Source organism: Flavihumibacter solisilvae (assembly GCF_000814475.1).
Lineage (GTDB): Bacteria > Bacteroidota > Bacteroidia > Chitinophagales > Chitinophagaceae > Flavihumibacter > Flavihumibacter solisilvae.
Window position 1 is genome coordinate 46,865 of the sequence record NZ_JSVC01000013.1, and the last position, 15,598, is coordinate 62,462.

Genomic DNA, 15,598 nt, shown 5'->3' on the forward strand with positions numbered 1-15,598 from the left:
CTGTACATTAAATATGTGCTGTTTTTTCTGCCATGGTTGTTTATTGATATGGTGCCGAAGAGTTTCTACTTTTCTTTTTTTCACGTACTTACCTATACGTATTTCATATTTTTCCTGATATTCAATAAACCGGGAAGAAATACGGAATACGCCTATATCACTTATTTGCTACTGGTGTTGTTGGTTGCCGGTGTCTTACATTCAGAATTTGTAGACAAGGGCCTTCAGCACCTTTTGCGTTTTATGTCTTACGTGATCTTCTGCAAAGTGCTGATCACCGAATGTATGGTTGACAGGAAATTCGAATCAACGGTCATGAACTGGATGAAGGTCGGGCTGCTGTTCTCCGTTTTCTTCATGGTGATGCAAATGTTGTTTGGTGTGGAGATCGTAAGGGTGTTCGGGTTTTATTCGGAGGCCGCACTGAATCCGAATATCCTGTCATTTGCCGGTATTCGTTATCCGAGCTTTTTCCAGGATCCGCAGAAATATGCGCAGTATCTCGCTGCGATCAGCTTTTTCTTCCTTGCAGATATAAAAAAGACTGACAAGTTCCCGATTGTCCCCATTGCACTTTTTGTTCTTTCTGTTGTTGCGCTGTTCTTTACCGGCGCCCGGGCAGCATTCCTTGGTTTATGCGCCGGACTGGCATTCATCCTGTTGTTTCTCAAAATGGAGTATAAGATGATCTTCCTGGCATTTATCGCTGTGGTAATACCCATTCTCTGGATCTTCAAGGATGATTTTGTGCTGTTCAACCGTGATTCAACCGTGATAGATATGTATGACACCCGATCCGTTTTCTGGGATGAGGGCCTGGTCATTTTCAGTGAACAACCCATGCTTGGTATCGGCGTGGGTAACTACCAGGACTATGTCGGTAAACACTATGTGGACCAGTACTGGATCTCGGAAGGTGAGATAACTTATTATGACCAGCCTGAAAGCGGGTACCTTAAATACCTGGTAGAATATGGGGTACTGGGATTTATCCCCTTCATGGCGTTTTTCATAATACCTGTCCTGAAAGGCATCCGGTATATTTTTACCCGGCAAAAGGACTTTACCAGCATAGTACTGATAGCCAGCCTGATCAGTTGGCTGATCGGTTTCATTACCGTTTGTTCTTTTACCGATATCCGGATGTGTGTGGTGATAGGTGCAATAACCTGCCTGCTGATCAGCCGTATTGAATCCTTAAATCAAGAGTGGAAGCATGGGAATGAATAAAATACTGGGTGCATTAACAGGGAAAGGTTTGTTGCAAAACAGCCTCTGGGGAATGCTTTCAAACATCTTGCAGAATTTTTTCCTGGGGTTGTTTTTTATCATAGTCGCCCGCTCTTACTCTGTTGGTGATTTTGCAGATTACCTGGTAGCCAATACCATGTACCAGTTGATCGCATCTTTTTCGACGATGGGACTGGGACAATGGTTTACCCGTGAGATCATCAATTCTGAAGATAAGCGTGGCATCGTTAACAGGTTCCTTAAACTACAGCTGTATTTCGGTGTGGCATTCTACCTGGTTAACTGTGTGGCAGCCTATACCATGTATGATGATCCCATGATACGTAAGCTGGCAGTTTATGTTGGTATTAATATCCTCTTTGATAACTTCATTTACGCCCTGCGTTCGCTGAACATTGCAGAACGGAACCAGCAAAAGTCCTTCATGGTTCTGCTTATAGAATCATCTTTGAAATTGCTGCTTGGAACCATCCTGGTTTTCCAGTCCTTTTCCATTGTGGCACTTTCAGTGCTTTCAGTAGTACTACGGGTGGTTACCCTGAACCTGTTCATCAGGATCAGTTCATCAAGTCTGCTGACACTTCGGGGCATTTTGAGATACCGGATCTCCTTTGATGACATCCGGCAGATCGTATTCAAAAACTGGGCATTTGTTGTCATAGGCAGCATTTCGGTCATTTACTGGCGGGTCGGCAGTATCATCATTTCGAAAATGCTTACCGATCTCGATATTGCCAATTATGAGATCGGGTATAAACTCTTTTCCATCGCGCAGATTATTCCGGTAATATTTTCTGCAACCGTATTTCCCAAATTCGTGAGCATGGCGGGGACAGATGACAGGAAGGGGCTGACTGACTTTTTCCGTTTTACTTTTATCGGCTATTTCCTGTTCGGCCTTTTGAGCTGTACGTTTGTGTATTCCTTTTCCGACCTGCTGGTTCCTTTTGCTTTCGGAGAAAAATTTGCCGCTTCGGGACCGTATGTCCGGGAAATGTTTTTCACAATGCTGGTGTTTCCCACTGCGTTGCTGCAGGCAAACCTGCTGGTTGCCATTAAGCTTGAAAAATTTGACATGCTGTTCAATGTGCTCAGTCTCGTGGTCTACCTGGGATTGTGCCTCACCATCCTGTCGGGAGTACGGTCACTTTCCGTGGTCAACTATTCAATCCTGGCGTCATTTTTCTTTTTCCACCTGCTGCAGGATATCGCTTTATACAGGAAAGGCATGCTCTCTGTGCAGCATATTGTTTTATACTATCTCGCATTAGCCGGAATCGTATTAATCTACTATTGGCTATGCCAGGTTACCAATGCACCGCTGGCATTTGTTTTGTTTTGGGGGGGCGTTGCACTTCTCGCGGTTATTGCACTGGCAAGGAATGGCCTGAGTATGCACGAGCTTCGGAACAGGCTTTCAACTTTCAATAAGTAAACAGGAACAGGAAGGATATTATGGTTGTCTTTTATTATACCAGCGTCGCTTATGCAGATTGTGCCATTGAAACGATCAATGCATTAAAAAAGCATGTTGAATTGCATGTGGTCATTGAAGTGGCTCCCGAATCAAAGTCAGGTACCATCATTGAAGCACAACGACTCGATTTTGATCATCCTTTGGTGGATCCTGCTGAAGTACTTAGCGAATCAGGATACCAAAGCCTGAAGCCTTATTTTGATGGATGCGCAAGTGTTAAGTTTGTGGTGCATTCCTATCCGAAGTCTTTTTCAATCCCCAGCCTGAAGGTAGCCCGCCAATTGGTCAAACACATCGACAGGATCCGGCCGGGGGTCATCCATTTCGATACCATCACGCACAGGTCACTGGGTATCGTGCCTTACCTCTACGTGAAGTATTTCAGGAAGGTGGTAATTTCTATTCATGACCCGGTACCCCATACAGCAGAATTCAACTGGCGCATTATAATCAACCGCCGGTCTTATTACTCGCTTGCTGCAGCGTTTTGTTTCTATTCCGATTATTCCCGCCAGCTTTTCGAAAAGGAATATCCGCGCTTCAGCAAGAATACGCTGAGCCTCAAAATGCAGCCTTATACCAGCTACAGAAATTTTGCGCGGCAGGCGGAAAAGAACGGGGGGTATGTTCTTTTTTTCGGGCGGATTTCCCAATATAAAGGCGTTGATGACCTGGTGCATGCCATACCGCTCGTGTTACAAAAGTTTCCCAAACAGAAATTCATTATAGCAGGTTCCAATTTTGTCGGCTACCAGCTCGACACAAGCGGACTGCAGAATTATTCCGAAAATGTCCAGTTCATCAACAGGCATATCATGGTGAATGAACTGGCAGACCTTATTGAAGGCTGTGATTTCGTGGTTTGCCCCTATAAGGAAGCCACACAAAGCGGCGTGTTGATGACGGCTTTTTCATGCGACAAACCCGTTGTTGCAACAGCGGTTGGGGCTTTTCGTGAGTATGTAGTCGAAAGCCGGAATGGCCTGCTGGTTGAACCGGGAAATCCTGAAAAACTTTCTGCTGCAATTATTCATTGCATTGAGAATGATTTCTATCTTAGCATGACAGAATTCCTAGAGGCAGAACAGCAGAAGGATCACTGGAATGGTAATGTAGATCGATTAGTAGCAACCTATAGATCTCTACTCTAAACCCTACCAGTTACATGGACAAAAAAGGAATGTGGATTGGACCCCACTACGAAAGCCGGGGTGGTGTTGCCAGTGTCATCAAAACATACCATGAGAATGGTTTTTTTGATGATAGCAATATCTTATTTATTCCGACCGTTGAGGACGGAGATAAATGGACAAAATTCACGCGCTTTCTCCAGGCGATTACAATATTCATCCGGAACATCAGGCACGCAAAATTTGTGCATATCCATGTGAGTTCGGATGCCAGTTTCTTTCGAAAGTTTATTTTCATGACTGTTGCCCGTATGCGGGGAATGTCTATAATTGTTCACCTGCATAGTTCCTCCTTCCCTTCATTTTACCAACGAAGCGGGAGTATAGGAAAAAAAATGATCAGGTCTTTTTTTCGCAACAGCAGCCGGATTCTCGTCCTCTCTGACGAGATGAAAACTTTTGTTCATTCTCTGGATCCCGTCCTGGATCCTGTTATTTTTCCAAATCCTGTGAATTATTCTGGCCAGAGTCTCAATGGCCACACGCCACATGCGCCTTATTTGCTTTTCCTGGGAAGGATCAACCCGCAGAAAGGTCTTGTTGAACTTCTTGAAGCATTTAAACGGGTAAGCCTTGACTACCCGACCTGGAAACTGGTAATAGGCGGCAGCGGCGAAGAAAGCTTTCTTGACAATGAAATCCGTAAACGGGGCATTGAAGCGAATGTGATCCGCAAAGGTTGGGTTTCAGGTAATGAAAAAGACAACCTGATCCGGGAGGCTGCCATGCTTGTATTACCATCTTACGGGGAAGGGCAGTCTATTGCCATCCTCGAGGCAATGGCGGCCGGTTTGCCGGTGATTGCCACTTCCGTAGGCGGCAACACGTTTATCATTGATCACATGAAGTCGGGCATACTTGTCCCAATGGGCGACACAGTAGCACTCGAAAATGCCATCAGGAAATTAATTGAAGACCCCGGGCTGGGGCGTAAGATTGCGGCGGAAGCACAGGAGAAAATTGCAGCTCAGTTCAAGTACGAAAAAGTGAGAGAGCAGCTGCTTCATATTTACCACGAAAAGTAACAGAAACTAATAATCCGGAGAATATGATTGCATATAACAGGAAGTATGGGTTGTTAAATGTAAGAGTGAAATGGTTTGCCACCAAACAGCATTTCAGTGAAATCTTTGTACCAACTGTTTTTTACCATACCCGAAAAAACGGGACAAGTTTTCTCGGGGTGAAGGAAGTTTCGCATACCCTTGAAATTTCCCTTGACCAGGACGTACAAAGCCTTCACGGTCAGTTCATCAAGTCATACCGTCAGCAGATCCGTCAGTCAGAAGAACAAGGTGTCTATTGCTGTTTTACCGATGACCTTGAGGCATTTGTAGAGTTTTTCAATGATTTTGCAGAAACAAAGAAGATCCATCCGGTTTCCCTGCCCATGCTCAGGGAAATGAAAGATTACCTAAAGATCAGCTTTGCAATGCTCGGCGACCAGATCCTGGCAGCCCACAGTTATATCCTGGATCACCAGAATGCTGTAGTCCGTACATTCCATTCCGCCACCAAAAGGCTCGATGACACATATGATAAAAACACGGTAGGAAAAGCAAATAAATTATTACATTTCAGGGATATGGTATATTTTAAGGACGAAGGGTTCAAGACGTACGATTTCGGCGGCATCGCCCTTAATACGGAAAACCCCGAATTAAAAGGCATAAATAATTTCAAGATGGCATTTGGTGGAAATGTAAAAGAGTCAATCAACTATTACAGCTGTACATACTATGTTCTGCGCCAGATCATGAGAATGATCCTCCCCCCGGTCAGTCCGAGTTGACCGGATTTCCAGCCGACCCCCCTAATCCCAGATAATATGAACCTTTTCCACAAGCTTCACGACAAGCTGTTCCTGAAACAATGGAACGTCGGCGTCATAAAAGGCGACATCGCCGAAATGATCCGAAGTAAAAAATTTAATTACGAGGTAAAGTGGCTGCATCTCTCAGACAAGAAGCAGTTTTTTGCTGACCCCTTCATTGTGCATGCGAACAAGGATGGCAGCCTGCTGATCCTTGTTGAAGATTTTACGGATGGAGACGGTTATGGCAAAATCTCAGTGATTGAGCGAAGGCCTGACAATGCGTATGACATTTCCATCGCACTGGACACCAAAGACCATCTTTCCTATCCACAGGTATTCGAACATGAAGGAAGGATTTTCGTCATTCCCGAATCGGCCAGTGCGCACAAAGTGGATTGTTATGAATTTGATCCTGCGACCAAGAAGATTTCATTTGTGCAAAACCTGGCCGACTTTCCCCTGGTTGATGCTACCATGCTTAAGTATCATGGAAAGTACTGGCTCTTTGGAACGCTGCCTAAGCCGGAAGACCTCACTTCTCTCGTGATCTATCATGCCGATAATCTTTTCGGTCCATATAAGCCGCATAGCCGTAATACCGTTAAGTATTCCATTAGTGGAACAAGACCGGCAGGGGCATTTTTCGAAGTGGATGGTAACCTGTACCGGCCGGCACAAAACTGCAGTGAATATTATGGCAAAACGATAGTCATCAATAAAGTTGAAAAACTGGATGAACACGAATATTCGGAAAGTTTCTTCATGGAAATCCGGCCCGAAAAACTCCAGGACTACAATTTCTGCGTTCATACCCTGAATGCTAAAAACGGGTTTATCATTATTGATGGATTGAAACGGCATTTTATGCCTGCCTATAAATTGGGATCATTTATCAGAAAGTTGTCAACATAACCGAGATGCTGTTCAATTCATTCGATTTCCTCATTTTTTTCGTGGTAGTTACTAGCCTGTATTTTGCCTTACCCCATAAATACAGGTGGTTCCTGCTGCTGGTTGCCAGTTGTTATTTTTATATGGCATTCGTACCGGTATATATTCTTATACTCGGCTTTACCATTGTCATTGATTATTTCGCTGGTATCTGGCTTGAGAATGCAACGGGCCGACGACGAAAGATGCTGCTGGTCCTGAGCCTGGTGGCCAATATAGGAGTGCTGGCAGTTTTCAAGTACTATAATTTCATCAATGAAAATATAACTACGGTACTATATGGTGCTGGATTCGAGAATCCCATTCCATACCTGTCCATCCTGTTGCCGATTGGCCTGTCCTTTCACACTTTCCAGGCCATGAGTTATACGATCGAAGTATACCGCGGCCACCAGACAGCGGAAAGGAATTTCGGCATCTATGCATTGTATGTAATGTTCTATCCCCAGCTGGTGGCCGGACCGATTGAACGTCCGCAAAACCTGTTGCACCAGTTTTATGAGAAGCATGAATTCGACATAAAGAGGGTGGCTTCCGGACTGAAGCTGATGATGTGGGGATTCTTTAAAAAGCTGATCATTGCCGACAGACTCTCGATTTATGTCGATACCGTGTACAACCACCCGGAAAATTGCGAGGGTATTACATTTATCGTCGCGACCATCTTTTTTGCTTTCCAGATCTATTGTGACTTTTCGGGATACTCTGATATAGCGATCGGTTCTGCACGGGTGATGGGTTTTAAACTCATGGAGAACTTCAGAAGACCTTATTTCTCCCAAAGTATTTCCGAATTCTGGAAAAGATGGCACATTTCACTTTCCACCTGGTTCAGCGATTACCTGTACCGCTCAATGGGAGGAAACAGGGTGTCGGTTCCGCGCTGGTATTTCAACCTGTTTTTTGTTTTCCTGGTAAGTGGTCTGTGGCACGGCGCAAACTGGACCTATGTAATCTGGGGTGCCCTGAATGGCTTCTACCTCATCTTCGCGATCGTGCGGAAGAAGATGTTTGCCGGGTTACAAACTGATTTCATCAGGTTACCGGAATGGTTAACCAAGACAACAAACATCCTGGTAACGTTCGTGCTTATCTGCTTTTCGTGGATTTTTTTCCGCGCACGTAATGTCGATGAAGCCTTTTATATTATCAGGAAGATCGCGGCTTTTGAAGGCCCGCTGTTCATTACCAATCCTAATTTCTTCTTTTCCATCCTCGGGATCATCATGTTAATGGGAGTTGAGTTCCAGCAGGAGTTCTTCAAAGACAAAATTTCGTTGTTGAACCACCCTCGCGCGATTGTTCGTTATGCCACATATACACTGATAATCATACTGATATTGATGATGGGTGTTTTTGATGGATCACAGTTTATTTATTTCCAGTTTTAATCCCGGGATATGAAGACTCAGATAATTCAATTCTTTAAACGGTTGTTCCTGTTACTGGTAATTGTTGCCCTGATCGACCTGGCAATTGGGGAGACTTTGCGGCACTATTATTTTAAGCAGAAAGCAGGACCGGACAGCAAGACGATCTATGCCGTCTGTAAAATGGAGCAGGATGTGTTGATATTCGGTTCATCACGCGCTAACCATCATTATGTTGCAAATGATATTGCGCGGGTGCTTAAACATTCCGTATACAATACAGGAAGGAACGGTAACTTCAATCTTTACTCCGCTGCGGTGATGGAAGCAGTCCTGACGCGATATACTCCGAAAGCTGTCGTTATCGATATAGTGGAGCGGGAGTTTGAAGAAAAACCCGGATCCTATGATTACCTGAGTTCTTTGTTGCCTTTTTATAGTGAATTTCCGGAAATACAGGGCATCCTGCAGATGAGAAGCAAGTTTGAAAAATATAAGCTTTTTTCACGGATCTATCCCTATAATTCATTGTTCCCCACTATCGCGATCAATAATATCCGTGCAAATGACCCGGCGCTTGATTCCAACGGTTATGCACCGCTGCACAATATCATGAAGCGTGAAGTGGAAACCAGGAACAATGCAAAGGAATATAAAATTGATAGTCTCAAGGTGAAGGTTTTCGAGGAAATGGTGGACTTATGCAAGCAAAAGGGAATTGCCGTATTTGTGTTTTGTTCACCGTATTACGACATCCTGAAATATGATGATCCTTCACTGGAAATGGTGGGGGAGATCTGCAGGAAAAGGGGGGTACCGTTCTGGGACTATTCAAGGGACAAAGAATTCAAAGCTGATCCCAATATGTTCGATGATTTTCAACACCTGAATGATAGTTCGGCGAGGCGTTATTCGTTACGCTGTGCCGACAGTATTCGACGATACCTTTAGTTAATAGAAACACAATGAGAATTTTAATCCTGATCCCTAACATCCCGGAGCAACTGGACGAAGTTAAAGGGGGAATTTATTCAGCTTCGATCAACCTGTTGGAAGGTTTGTCAAAAACTTCCCACACAGTTCGGTTGGTTACTTTTAAGAAAGGCCTAAAAAAGGCAGTTTATAAGAAGTATTCTGAACGGATCGATATTCATTACATACCCGAAGGTTTTTTCCCCTGGCATGCACTTAACTTCCTGTTTATTTGTCCCTGGGCTGTTAGGCGAGAAGTCAGGGAATTCAAACCTGACATCGTTCATTACCAGTTAGGTGGTACATTCCTGATGACATCGATCCTTGGGTTGGGGGGAGCCAAATCTGTGCTTACTGCACATGGACTCGCTCTTGCCGAGATGGTAACGACCAGGAACCTCCGCAAGAAGATCACCTTCTTTTATAACGGTGTGCTGGAAAGGATTTTCTGCCCGGACTATATTATCCATTTATCAAATTTCTCGGTTGAGCTTTTCAACAAATATCCTGGCGGAAAACAGAATTACACTCTAATTCCAAATGCTATCCCCGAGGGATTTTTCAATGTTCCTCAAAAACGCGAAACCAATAATCGCATATTAGTCATCGGGAATATCGATGCCAATAAGAACCAGACATTCGTTATCGACTCCATTGCAGAAATAGCCAAAACAGGAAAGGAATTCACCGTGGATATAATAGGGGGATTTAAAGACGAAAACTACAAGCGTGAGGTCATGGCCAAACTGGAAGAGTCAGGCGTGGCTCACCTGGTTAATTTTAAAGGCTGGCTGTCACAAAGCGAGCTATTGCAGGAATGGGAGGAAGCGGATATCTTACTGCTTGCATCCCGCCATGAATCCCTGCCAATGGTGATCGCGGAAGCCATGGCTGCCGGGAAGGTGGTGGTTGCTTCAGCAGTTGGCGGCGTTCCGGAAATGTTTACCGATCGTGAAACAGGGTTCCTTTACCCCGCCGATGATGTGGAGAGACTTTGTAATGTGCTGCAAGAATTACACGACAATAGTAACCTGCTTCACGATGTGGCGCAAAAAGCTAAACTTGAAGCATATGAAAGCTACCATATTGATTCGGTAAGTAAAAAGACATTAGCTTATTATTCCAAGATTTTGAATAACTGACTGCATGAGAATATGGTTTGACCTGTCCAATTCGCCACATATAAATATGTTCCATGATCTTATCAGGGAACTTGAGTCGGAAGGACACGAGGTGATCATCACCTGCCGCCCGCTGGCAAATACCGTTGACCTGCTGGTGCAACATAAACTGGAGCACACGATTGTGGGAGAGCATTACGGCAAGAATATCTTCCGGAAAATTTTCGGCTATCCCATAAGAATCTGGCAGCTGGTCAGTTTCCTGAGAAACAAGAACATTGATGTGGCTGTTTCCCAAAGCTCATTTCACTCGCCGATGGTAGCGCGTATTCTGCGCAAGCCGTCTATTTATACGAATGATAATGAACATGCACTTGGAAACATTCCCTGTTTTATTTTAGCCAGCAAAATCCTGATTCCTGAAAATCTGCCCATGGAAAAGGTGGTGAAGAAAGGCGGGAGAATTTCACGGATCTTACATTACCCGGGTGTGAAGGAGGGAATATACCTGTGGAAGAAAGGATTGCAGATCCAGGACGACCGGAAACAGCATCCGCCTGATAAAAAAAGCATTTATGTAAGGCCGGAACCGCTGACTGCACAATACTATAATGCTGGTGTCAACTTTCTTGACAATGTGCTGGAGAGCCTGAAATCAAGTTATAATATCACCATTCTACCCAGGGATAAAACCCAGCTGGCTCATTACAGGCAGGAAAAATTTGCTGGGATAAATGTGCCTGAAAAGCCCCTTAAGTTTGATGAAATTGCCCGGCAGTGTGCATTATTCATCGGCGCAGGAGGTTCCATGACGCGTGAACTAGCGATCCTGGGAATACCAACGATTTCTGTTTACCAGGCAGAACTGCTTGAGGTCGATAAATTCCTGCTCGAGCGCAAACTCATGTTGCATGAACCCAGGCTTGCGTCTTCACAACTATCGGATATCATGCATGAACTCGAGGGTAAGGAACCCGATTTACAACTATTGGAAAAAGGCAGGCAATCCTATCAACTCTTCAAAGAAGAAATTTATAAATTCAAGAAACAATGATCAAAGTCGGACTGATCGGAGCAGGCAAAATGGGTATCTCACACCTGGCTATCCTCGGGGCTCACCCTGATGTGGAGATTAGCGGTGTATGTGATACGTCGAAAATGGTGCTCGATGTATTGGAGAAATACAGTTCTTTCAAATGTTATACTGATTACCGCAAAATGATCAGTGAAAGGCGACCAGATGCGGTTGTGGTGGCTGTTCCCACGAAAATGCACGCGGCCATGGTTAGGGAATTACTCGAACAGGGCATTCATGTATTCGTAGAAAAGCCGTTCTGCCTGCATCCATCGGAGGCCGAGCCACTGATTACTCTTGCGAAACAGAAAAACCTGGTTAACCAGGTTGGATACCATAACAAGTGGGTAGGTACTTTCGCCGAAGTAAAACGGCTGCTGAGCAGGAATGCGATCGGGGAGATCTATCATTTTCACGGGCAGGCGTATGGGCCGGTAGTGGTCAAGCAAAAGCAGGACACCTGGCGTTCGAGCCCGGATGAAGGCGGTGGTTGCCTGATGGATTATGCGTCGCATGTAATAGACCTCATCAACTACCTGATTTCACCCGTACAAAGTGTGCCTTCCAGTATGTTGAAAAGTGTATTCTCGAGGAGTGTGGAAGATGCTGTTTTTGCCATGCTGAAGCTAAGCAATGGTGTATCGGGAGTTCTATCTGTCAACTGGTCTGATGAAACCTATCGCAAAATGACCACTTCGGTTCAAATCAATGGCCGGAAGGGAAAAATTGTTTCGGATGCCAACGAATTGAAAGTCTTTTTCAATGATGGGGAATGCCCGCAGGGATACTCCAAAGGGTGGAACGTAAAATATGTTACAGACCTAACTCCGCAGGTAGATTTTTACCTCCGTGGTGAAGAATATACTGCGCAAATGGATCATTTCATCAGCGCAGTGAAAGGTGATGCCGGCACAGGAATCAATACTTTTGAGTCTGCCTCCCACACCGACAGGGCAATTGATCTTATTAGAAAAGCACAATTCAGTTAAGATGGATAGAATTTTATTTGGAGATAACCAGTTTTTTGCTGTCAACCATATTTCAGATGAGAAGTCAATGGCGCAGTCTATCAGGTTCAAATCGGACCAGGCCATAATTCATACGCTTGACCAGGCCATGGAGTTTGGCATCAATACATTCATGTGTACCACGCATGACCGTATCGCCAACATCTGCGAAATAATCCGGGAGAACCCGTCAAAATACAGTGATTTTAAGATCTATCCCTGTATGCCCTATGCGCACAAATATGCGAATGCCGTAACCGATCTTGGCGTTGCCGGGGCTCTTAAGCAATATGTGCCGGGTAATTTCTTTGGTTCTTTGTTCAAAGGTGGTGTCGCATATCTTTCTAAAGATTATGAATCGATCATGGAATTACTGATCGATGCTGAAATGAAAATGTTCAAGGGCCTGAATACGCCGGTGATATTCCTGCAGAACGTGATCACCGACCTGTTACTAGGACTCGGAATGAAAGATATTTTCGTTGCCTTTCACCAGTATGTCAGCAAAAAATACAACGCTGAAGCGGGGTTCATTACCATGAATATGCCGGCTTTGCTTGATATGCTCGAATCTGCCGGCATCAGGAACCCGATAATTTGTGCATCCATCAATAAGGCAGGTTTCAGAATGTCGGGTGGAAAGGAACTGTATGAGCAAACGTTGAATACGCGTACATTCAGAGCAATAGCCATGCAGGTGCTGGCCGGAGGCGCAGTATCTCCCAAGGAAGCAATTCAATATGTGTGCAGCCTCCCGAATATTCAGTCCATTTTATTTGGCGCTTCCTCAAGAGGCAATATTAAAGACACTGCCTCCTTTATCCGTTCTTATGATGAAATGTATCAAAAAGTAGACAAAATCTGAGCCAATGAAAATTACACTAGTAGCCGGCGCGCGGCCAAACTTTATGAAAATATCGCCCATCATCAGGGCTATCAACAATGAAGTCAGCAATGGAACTTCAATCGAGTACAGGCTGGTACACACCGGTCAGCACTACGACAAGAACATGAGTGCTGCCTTTTTTGAACAACTGGGAATACCTGAACCACATGTAAACCTCGAAGCTGGTGGCGGCAGCCAGGCAGAACAGACAGCGGCGATTATGGTAAAGTTTGAGCAGGAGCTGCTGAAGAACCGCCCGGACCTGATCCTTGTCGTTGGTGATGTCACTTCAACTATGGCATGTACCATAACAGCTAAAAAGCTTTGTGTAGACGCGGTGCATGTGGAAGCAGGCATAAGGTCAGGTGATATTACAATGCCCGAAGAGGTAAATCGTATTGTTACAGATGCCATTACCGATCATTATTTCACCACATCGGAACATGCCAATACGCATCTTCGCAACAGCGGAGTTGAAGAAAAGCGAATCCACTTCGTGGGAAATACGATGATCGATTCCCTGTGCCAGCATATTGATAAACTGGTAGAGCCGGAGATCTGGTCACAGCACCAATTATCGTCTGGTAAATACCTGCTGCTCACATTGCACAGGCCTGCCAATGTGGATGATTCTGCAAACCTCGAAAAGCTGGTGAGCACCATCATCCGGCATTCCCATGATTATAAGATCGTTTTCCCGGTACACCCCCGGACAAGGAAAGTACTGGAAAGCCTCTCGATAAACAGTGACCGGCTCATCTGTTCCGAACCGTTGCCCTATCTCGAATTCATTTACCTGGTAAAAAATGCCGGCGGTATCATTACCGACTCTGGCGGCATAACCGAAGAAGCAACTGTATTGGGTATACCATGTATGACTATGCGCAACAGCACAGAGCGGCCTGAAACAGTAATATTGGGAACGAATGAACTGATTGGTACCGATCCGCAGAACATTGTGCCTCACCTGGATAATCTAATTGCAGGCAAATGGAAAAAAGGTGGCGTTCCCCCGCTTTGGGATGGAAAAGCCGCTGAACGCATTGTCGGAAAATTGGTCAGCATCTATAACCGGAATTAACTTCACATAAGGGGATGAATAAGCTTTCGTATATTTTCTACAGGACATTACTTTGGTTCTGGGATCTTGTTTCGCTCAACATTGTCATTTTCCTGGTCAGTAATTTTATACTTCCGCCAGGCGAGGTAGGAACGGGACAATACCACGTCCTGTTCGCAGTTATCAACCTGTCATGGATGATCTCTGTGCACCTGACAACGTTGTATATGAGCAAGAACTGGCTTGATTTTACTATGTTTTACAAACGTACGATCAAGTGTTTCCTGTTTACCCTGCTGCTTTTGTTGCTGTTTGTATTCCTGTACAAGTATGATTATTCGCGGAAGTTCACCATGATGACCATGCTGGGCTTTGGAATTTTCCTGACAATGAATCGTGTCGCATTCAATTTGCTGATCATTTCGTTCAGGGATAAATTCAGTTTCCAGAAGAATGTGGTTATCGTCGGCTATAACAATACGTCCAAACGACTGATCAGATATTTCACAGACGAAGCCAAATTCGTGAATGTTGCCGGATGCTTTGAAGATGGCGAACGCATTTCACAGCTTTCAAATTTTCCGATTCTTGGCGAACTGAAAGATTGCATGTCATTCGTCACAGAAAATAATATCACAGAGATCTATTCAACCCTTTCACCTGAGCAGTATCCTTATATCTACGATATTGCCAAGGCGGCTGAAAAGCAATTTGTTCATTTCAAATTTGTACCGGACTATAATATATTTATCAACCGCAACATCTACATCGATTTCGTTGATAATTTACCTGTCCTGTCGCTTCGTAATGAACCACTTGAAGACACGGGTAACCGGATCAAGAAAAGGATGCTGGATATCTTTTTCAGCCTTTTTGTAATCATCTTCATCCTGTCTTGGCTTGTACCCATACTTTCTATCCTGATCAAACTGGATTCAAAAGGACCGATATTTTTCACCCAGCTAAGGTCCGGTAAAAACGGGCTTCCATTTCGCTGTCTGAAGTTCCGGAGTCTGCGGGTTAATGATGATGCGAATGTGAAGCAGGTTGTCAAGAACGACCAGCGCATTACGCGCCTTGGCAGAATTATGCGCAAGACCAATATCGACGAGTTACCGCAGTTTTTCAATGTGCTTCTAGGCGATATGTCGATAGTTGGTCCAAGGCCTCATATGCTTAAGCATACCGAAGATTTTTCCCACCTGTACAAGCAATACATGATCCGTCACTTTGCAAAGCCCGGTCTCACAGGATGGGCCCAGATCAACGGATTCAGGGGGGAGATCACTGAAAATATACTCCTCCAGCGCAGGATCGAACACGACATCTGGTACATGGAAAACTGGACCCTGTGGCTCGATTTCCAGATCATCTTCCGCACTGTCTTTCTCTCCATCATCGGCGATAAAAACGCCTATTAAA

14 protein-coding genes are annotated in these 15,598 nt (G+C 44.7%); all 14 read left to right on the top strand.

Annotated elements, in window-relative coordinates; translation table 11 throughout:
• Positions 1–15 precede the first annotated feature (15 nt).
• From OI18_RS11770 to OI18_RS11835, 14 genes are read left to right on the top strand one after another with little or no spacing between them, the layout of a single operon-like run.
• Positions 16–1,230 (top strand): O-antigen ligase family protein, encoded by a 1,215-nt coding sequence (locus OI18_RS11770; RefSeq protein ID WP_160290225.1) that lies wholly within the window; start codon positions 16–18, stop codon positions 1,228–1,230.
• Entirely contained in the window at positions 1,217–2,686 is a 1,470-nt protein-coding gene (locus OI18_RS11775) for an oligosaccharide flippase family protein (protein ID WP_039140067.1), read from the top strand. The genes OI18_RS11770 and OI18_RS11775 overlap by 14 nt, the downstream gene beginning before the upstream one ends.
• 20 nt (positions 2,687–2,706) lie before the next feature.
• Entirely contained in the window at positions 2,707–3,879 is a 1,173-nt protein-coding gene (locus OI18_RS11780; protein WP_039140068.1) for a glycosyltransferase family 4 protein, read from the top strand.
• A 14-nt stretch (positions 3,880–3,893) separates the two neighbouring features.
• Positions 3,894–4,943 (top strand): glycosyltransferase family 4 protein, encoded by a 1,050-nt coding sequence (locus tag OI18_RS11785; RefSeq protein ID WP_039140069.1) that lies wholly within the window; start codon positions 3,894–3,896, stop codon positions 4,941–4,943.
• Between the two features lie 23 nt (positions 4,944–4,966).
• Positions 4,967–5,710, top strand: coding sequence for a hypothetical protein (locus OI18_RS11790; RefSeq protein ID WP_039140070.1), 744 nt, complete (start codon positions 4,967–4,969; stop codon positions 5,708–5,710).
• A 36-nt stretch (positions 5,711–5,746) separates the two neighbouring features.
• Complete coding sequence (locus OI18_RS11795; RefSeq protein WP_039140071.1) at positions 5,747–6,646, top strand: glucosamine inositolphosphorylceramide transferase family protein; 900 nt, start codon at positions 5,747–5,749, stop codon at positions 6,644–6,646.
• Positions 6,647–6,651: 5 nt separating this feature from the next.
• Positions 6,652–8,076, top strand: coding sequence for an MBOAT family O-acyltransferase (locus OI18_RS11800; RefSeq protein WP_039140072.1), 1,425 nt, complete (start codon positions 6,652–6,654; stop codon positions 8,074–8,076).
• A gap of 9 nt (positions 8,077–8,085) precedes the next feature.
• On the top strand, positions 8,086–9,006 hold the full coding sequence (locus tag OI18_RS11805; protein WP_039140073.1) for a hypothetical protein: 921 nt from the start codon (positions 8,086–8,088) through the stop codon (positions 9,004–9,006).
• 14 nt (positions 9,007–9,020) lie between these two features.
• Positions 9,021–10,169, top strand: coding sequence for a glycosyltransferase family 4 protein (locus OI18_RS11810; protein WP_039140074.1), 1,149 nt, complete (start codon positions 9,021–9,023; stop codon positions 10,167–10,169).
• Positions 10,170–10,173: 4 nt separating this feature from the next.
• Complete coding sequence (locus OI18_RS11815; RefSeq protein ID WP_039140076.1) at positions 10,174–11,202, top strand: DUF354 domain-containing protein; 1,029 nt, start codon at positions 10,174–10,176, stop codon at positions 11,200–11,202.
• On the top strand, positions 11,199–12,212 hold the full coding sequence (locus OI18_RS11820; protein WP_039140077.1) for a Gfo/Idh/MocA family protein: 1,014 nt from the start codon (positions 11,199–11,201) through the stop codon (positions 12,210–12,212). Before OI18_RS11815 ends, OI18_RS11820 begins: the two co-directional genes overlap by 4 nt.
• A gap of 1 nt (position 12,213) precedes the next feature.
• Positions 12,214–13,095, top strand: coding sequence for an aldo-keto reductase family protein (locus OI18_RS11825; protein ID WP_039140078.1), 882 nt, complete (start codon positions 12,214–12,216; stop codon positions 13,093–13,095).
• Between the two features lie 4 nt (positions 13,096–13,099).
• On the top strand, positions 13,100–14,197 hold the full coding sequence (gene wecB, locus OI18_RS11830) for a non-hydrolyzing UDP-N-acetylglucosamine 2-epimerase (RefSeq protein WP_039140080.1): 1,098 nt from the start codon (positions 13,100–13,102) through the stop codon (positions 14,195–14,197).
• 14 nt (positions 14,198–14,211) lie between these two features.
• Positions 14,212–15,597, top strand: coding sequence for an undecaprenyl-phosphate glucose phosphotransferase (locus OI18_RS11835; RefSeq protein WP_039140081.1), 1,386 nt, complete (start codon positions 14,212–14,214; stop codon positions 15,595–15,597).
• Position 15,598 lies beyond the last annotated feature (1 nt).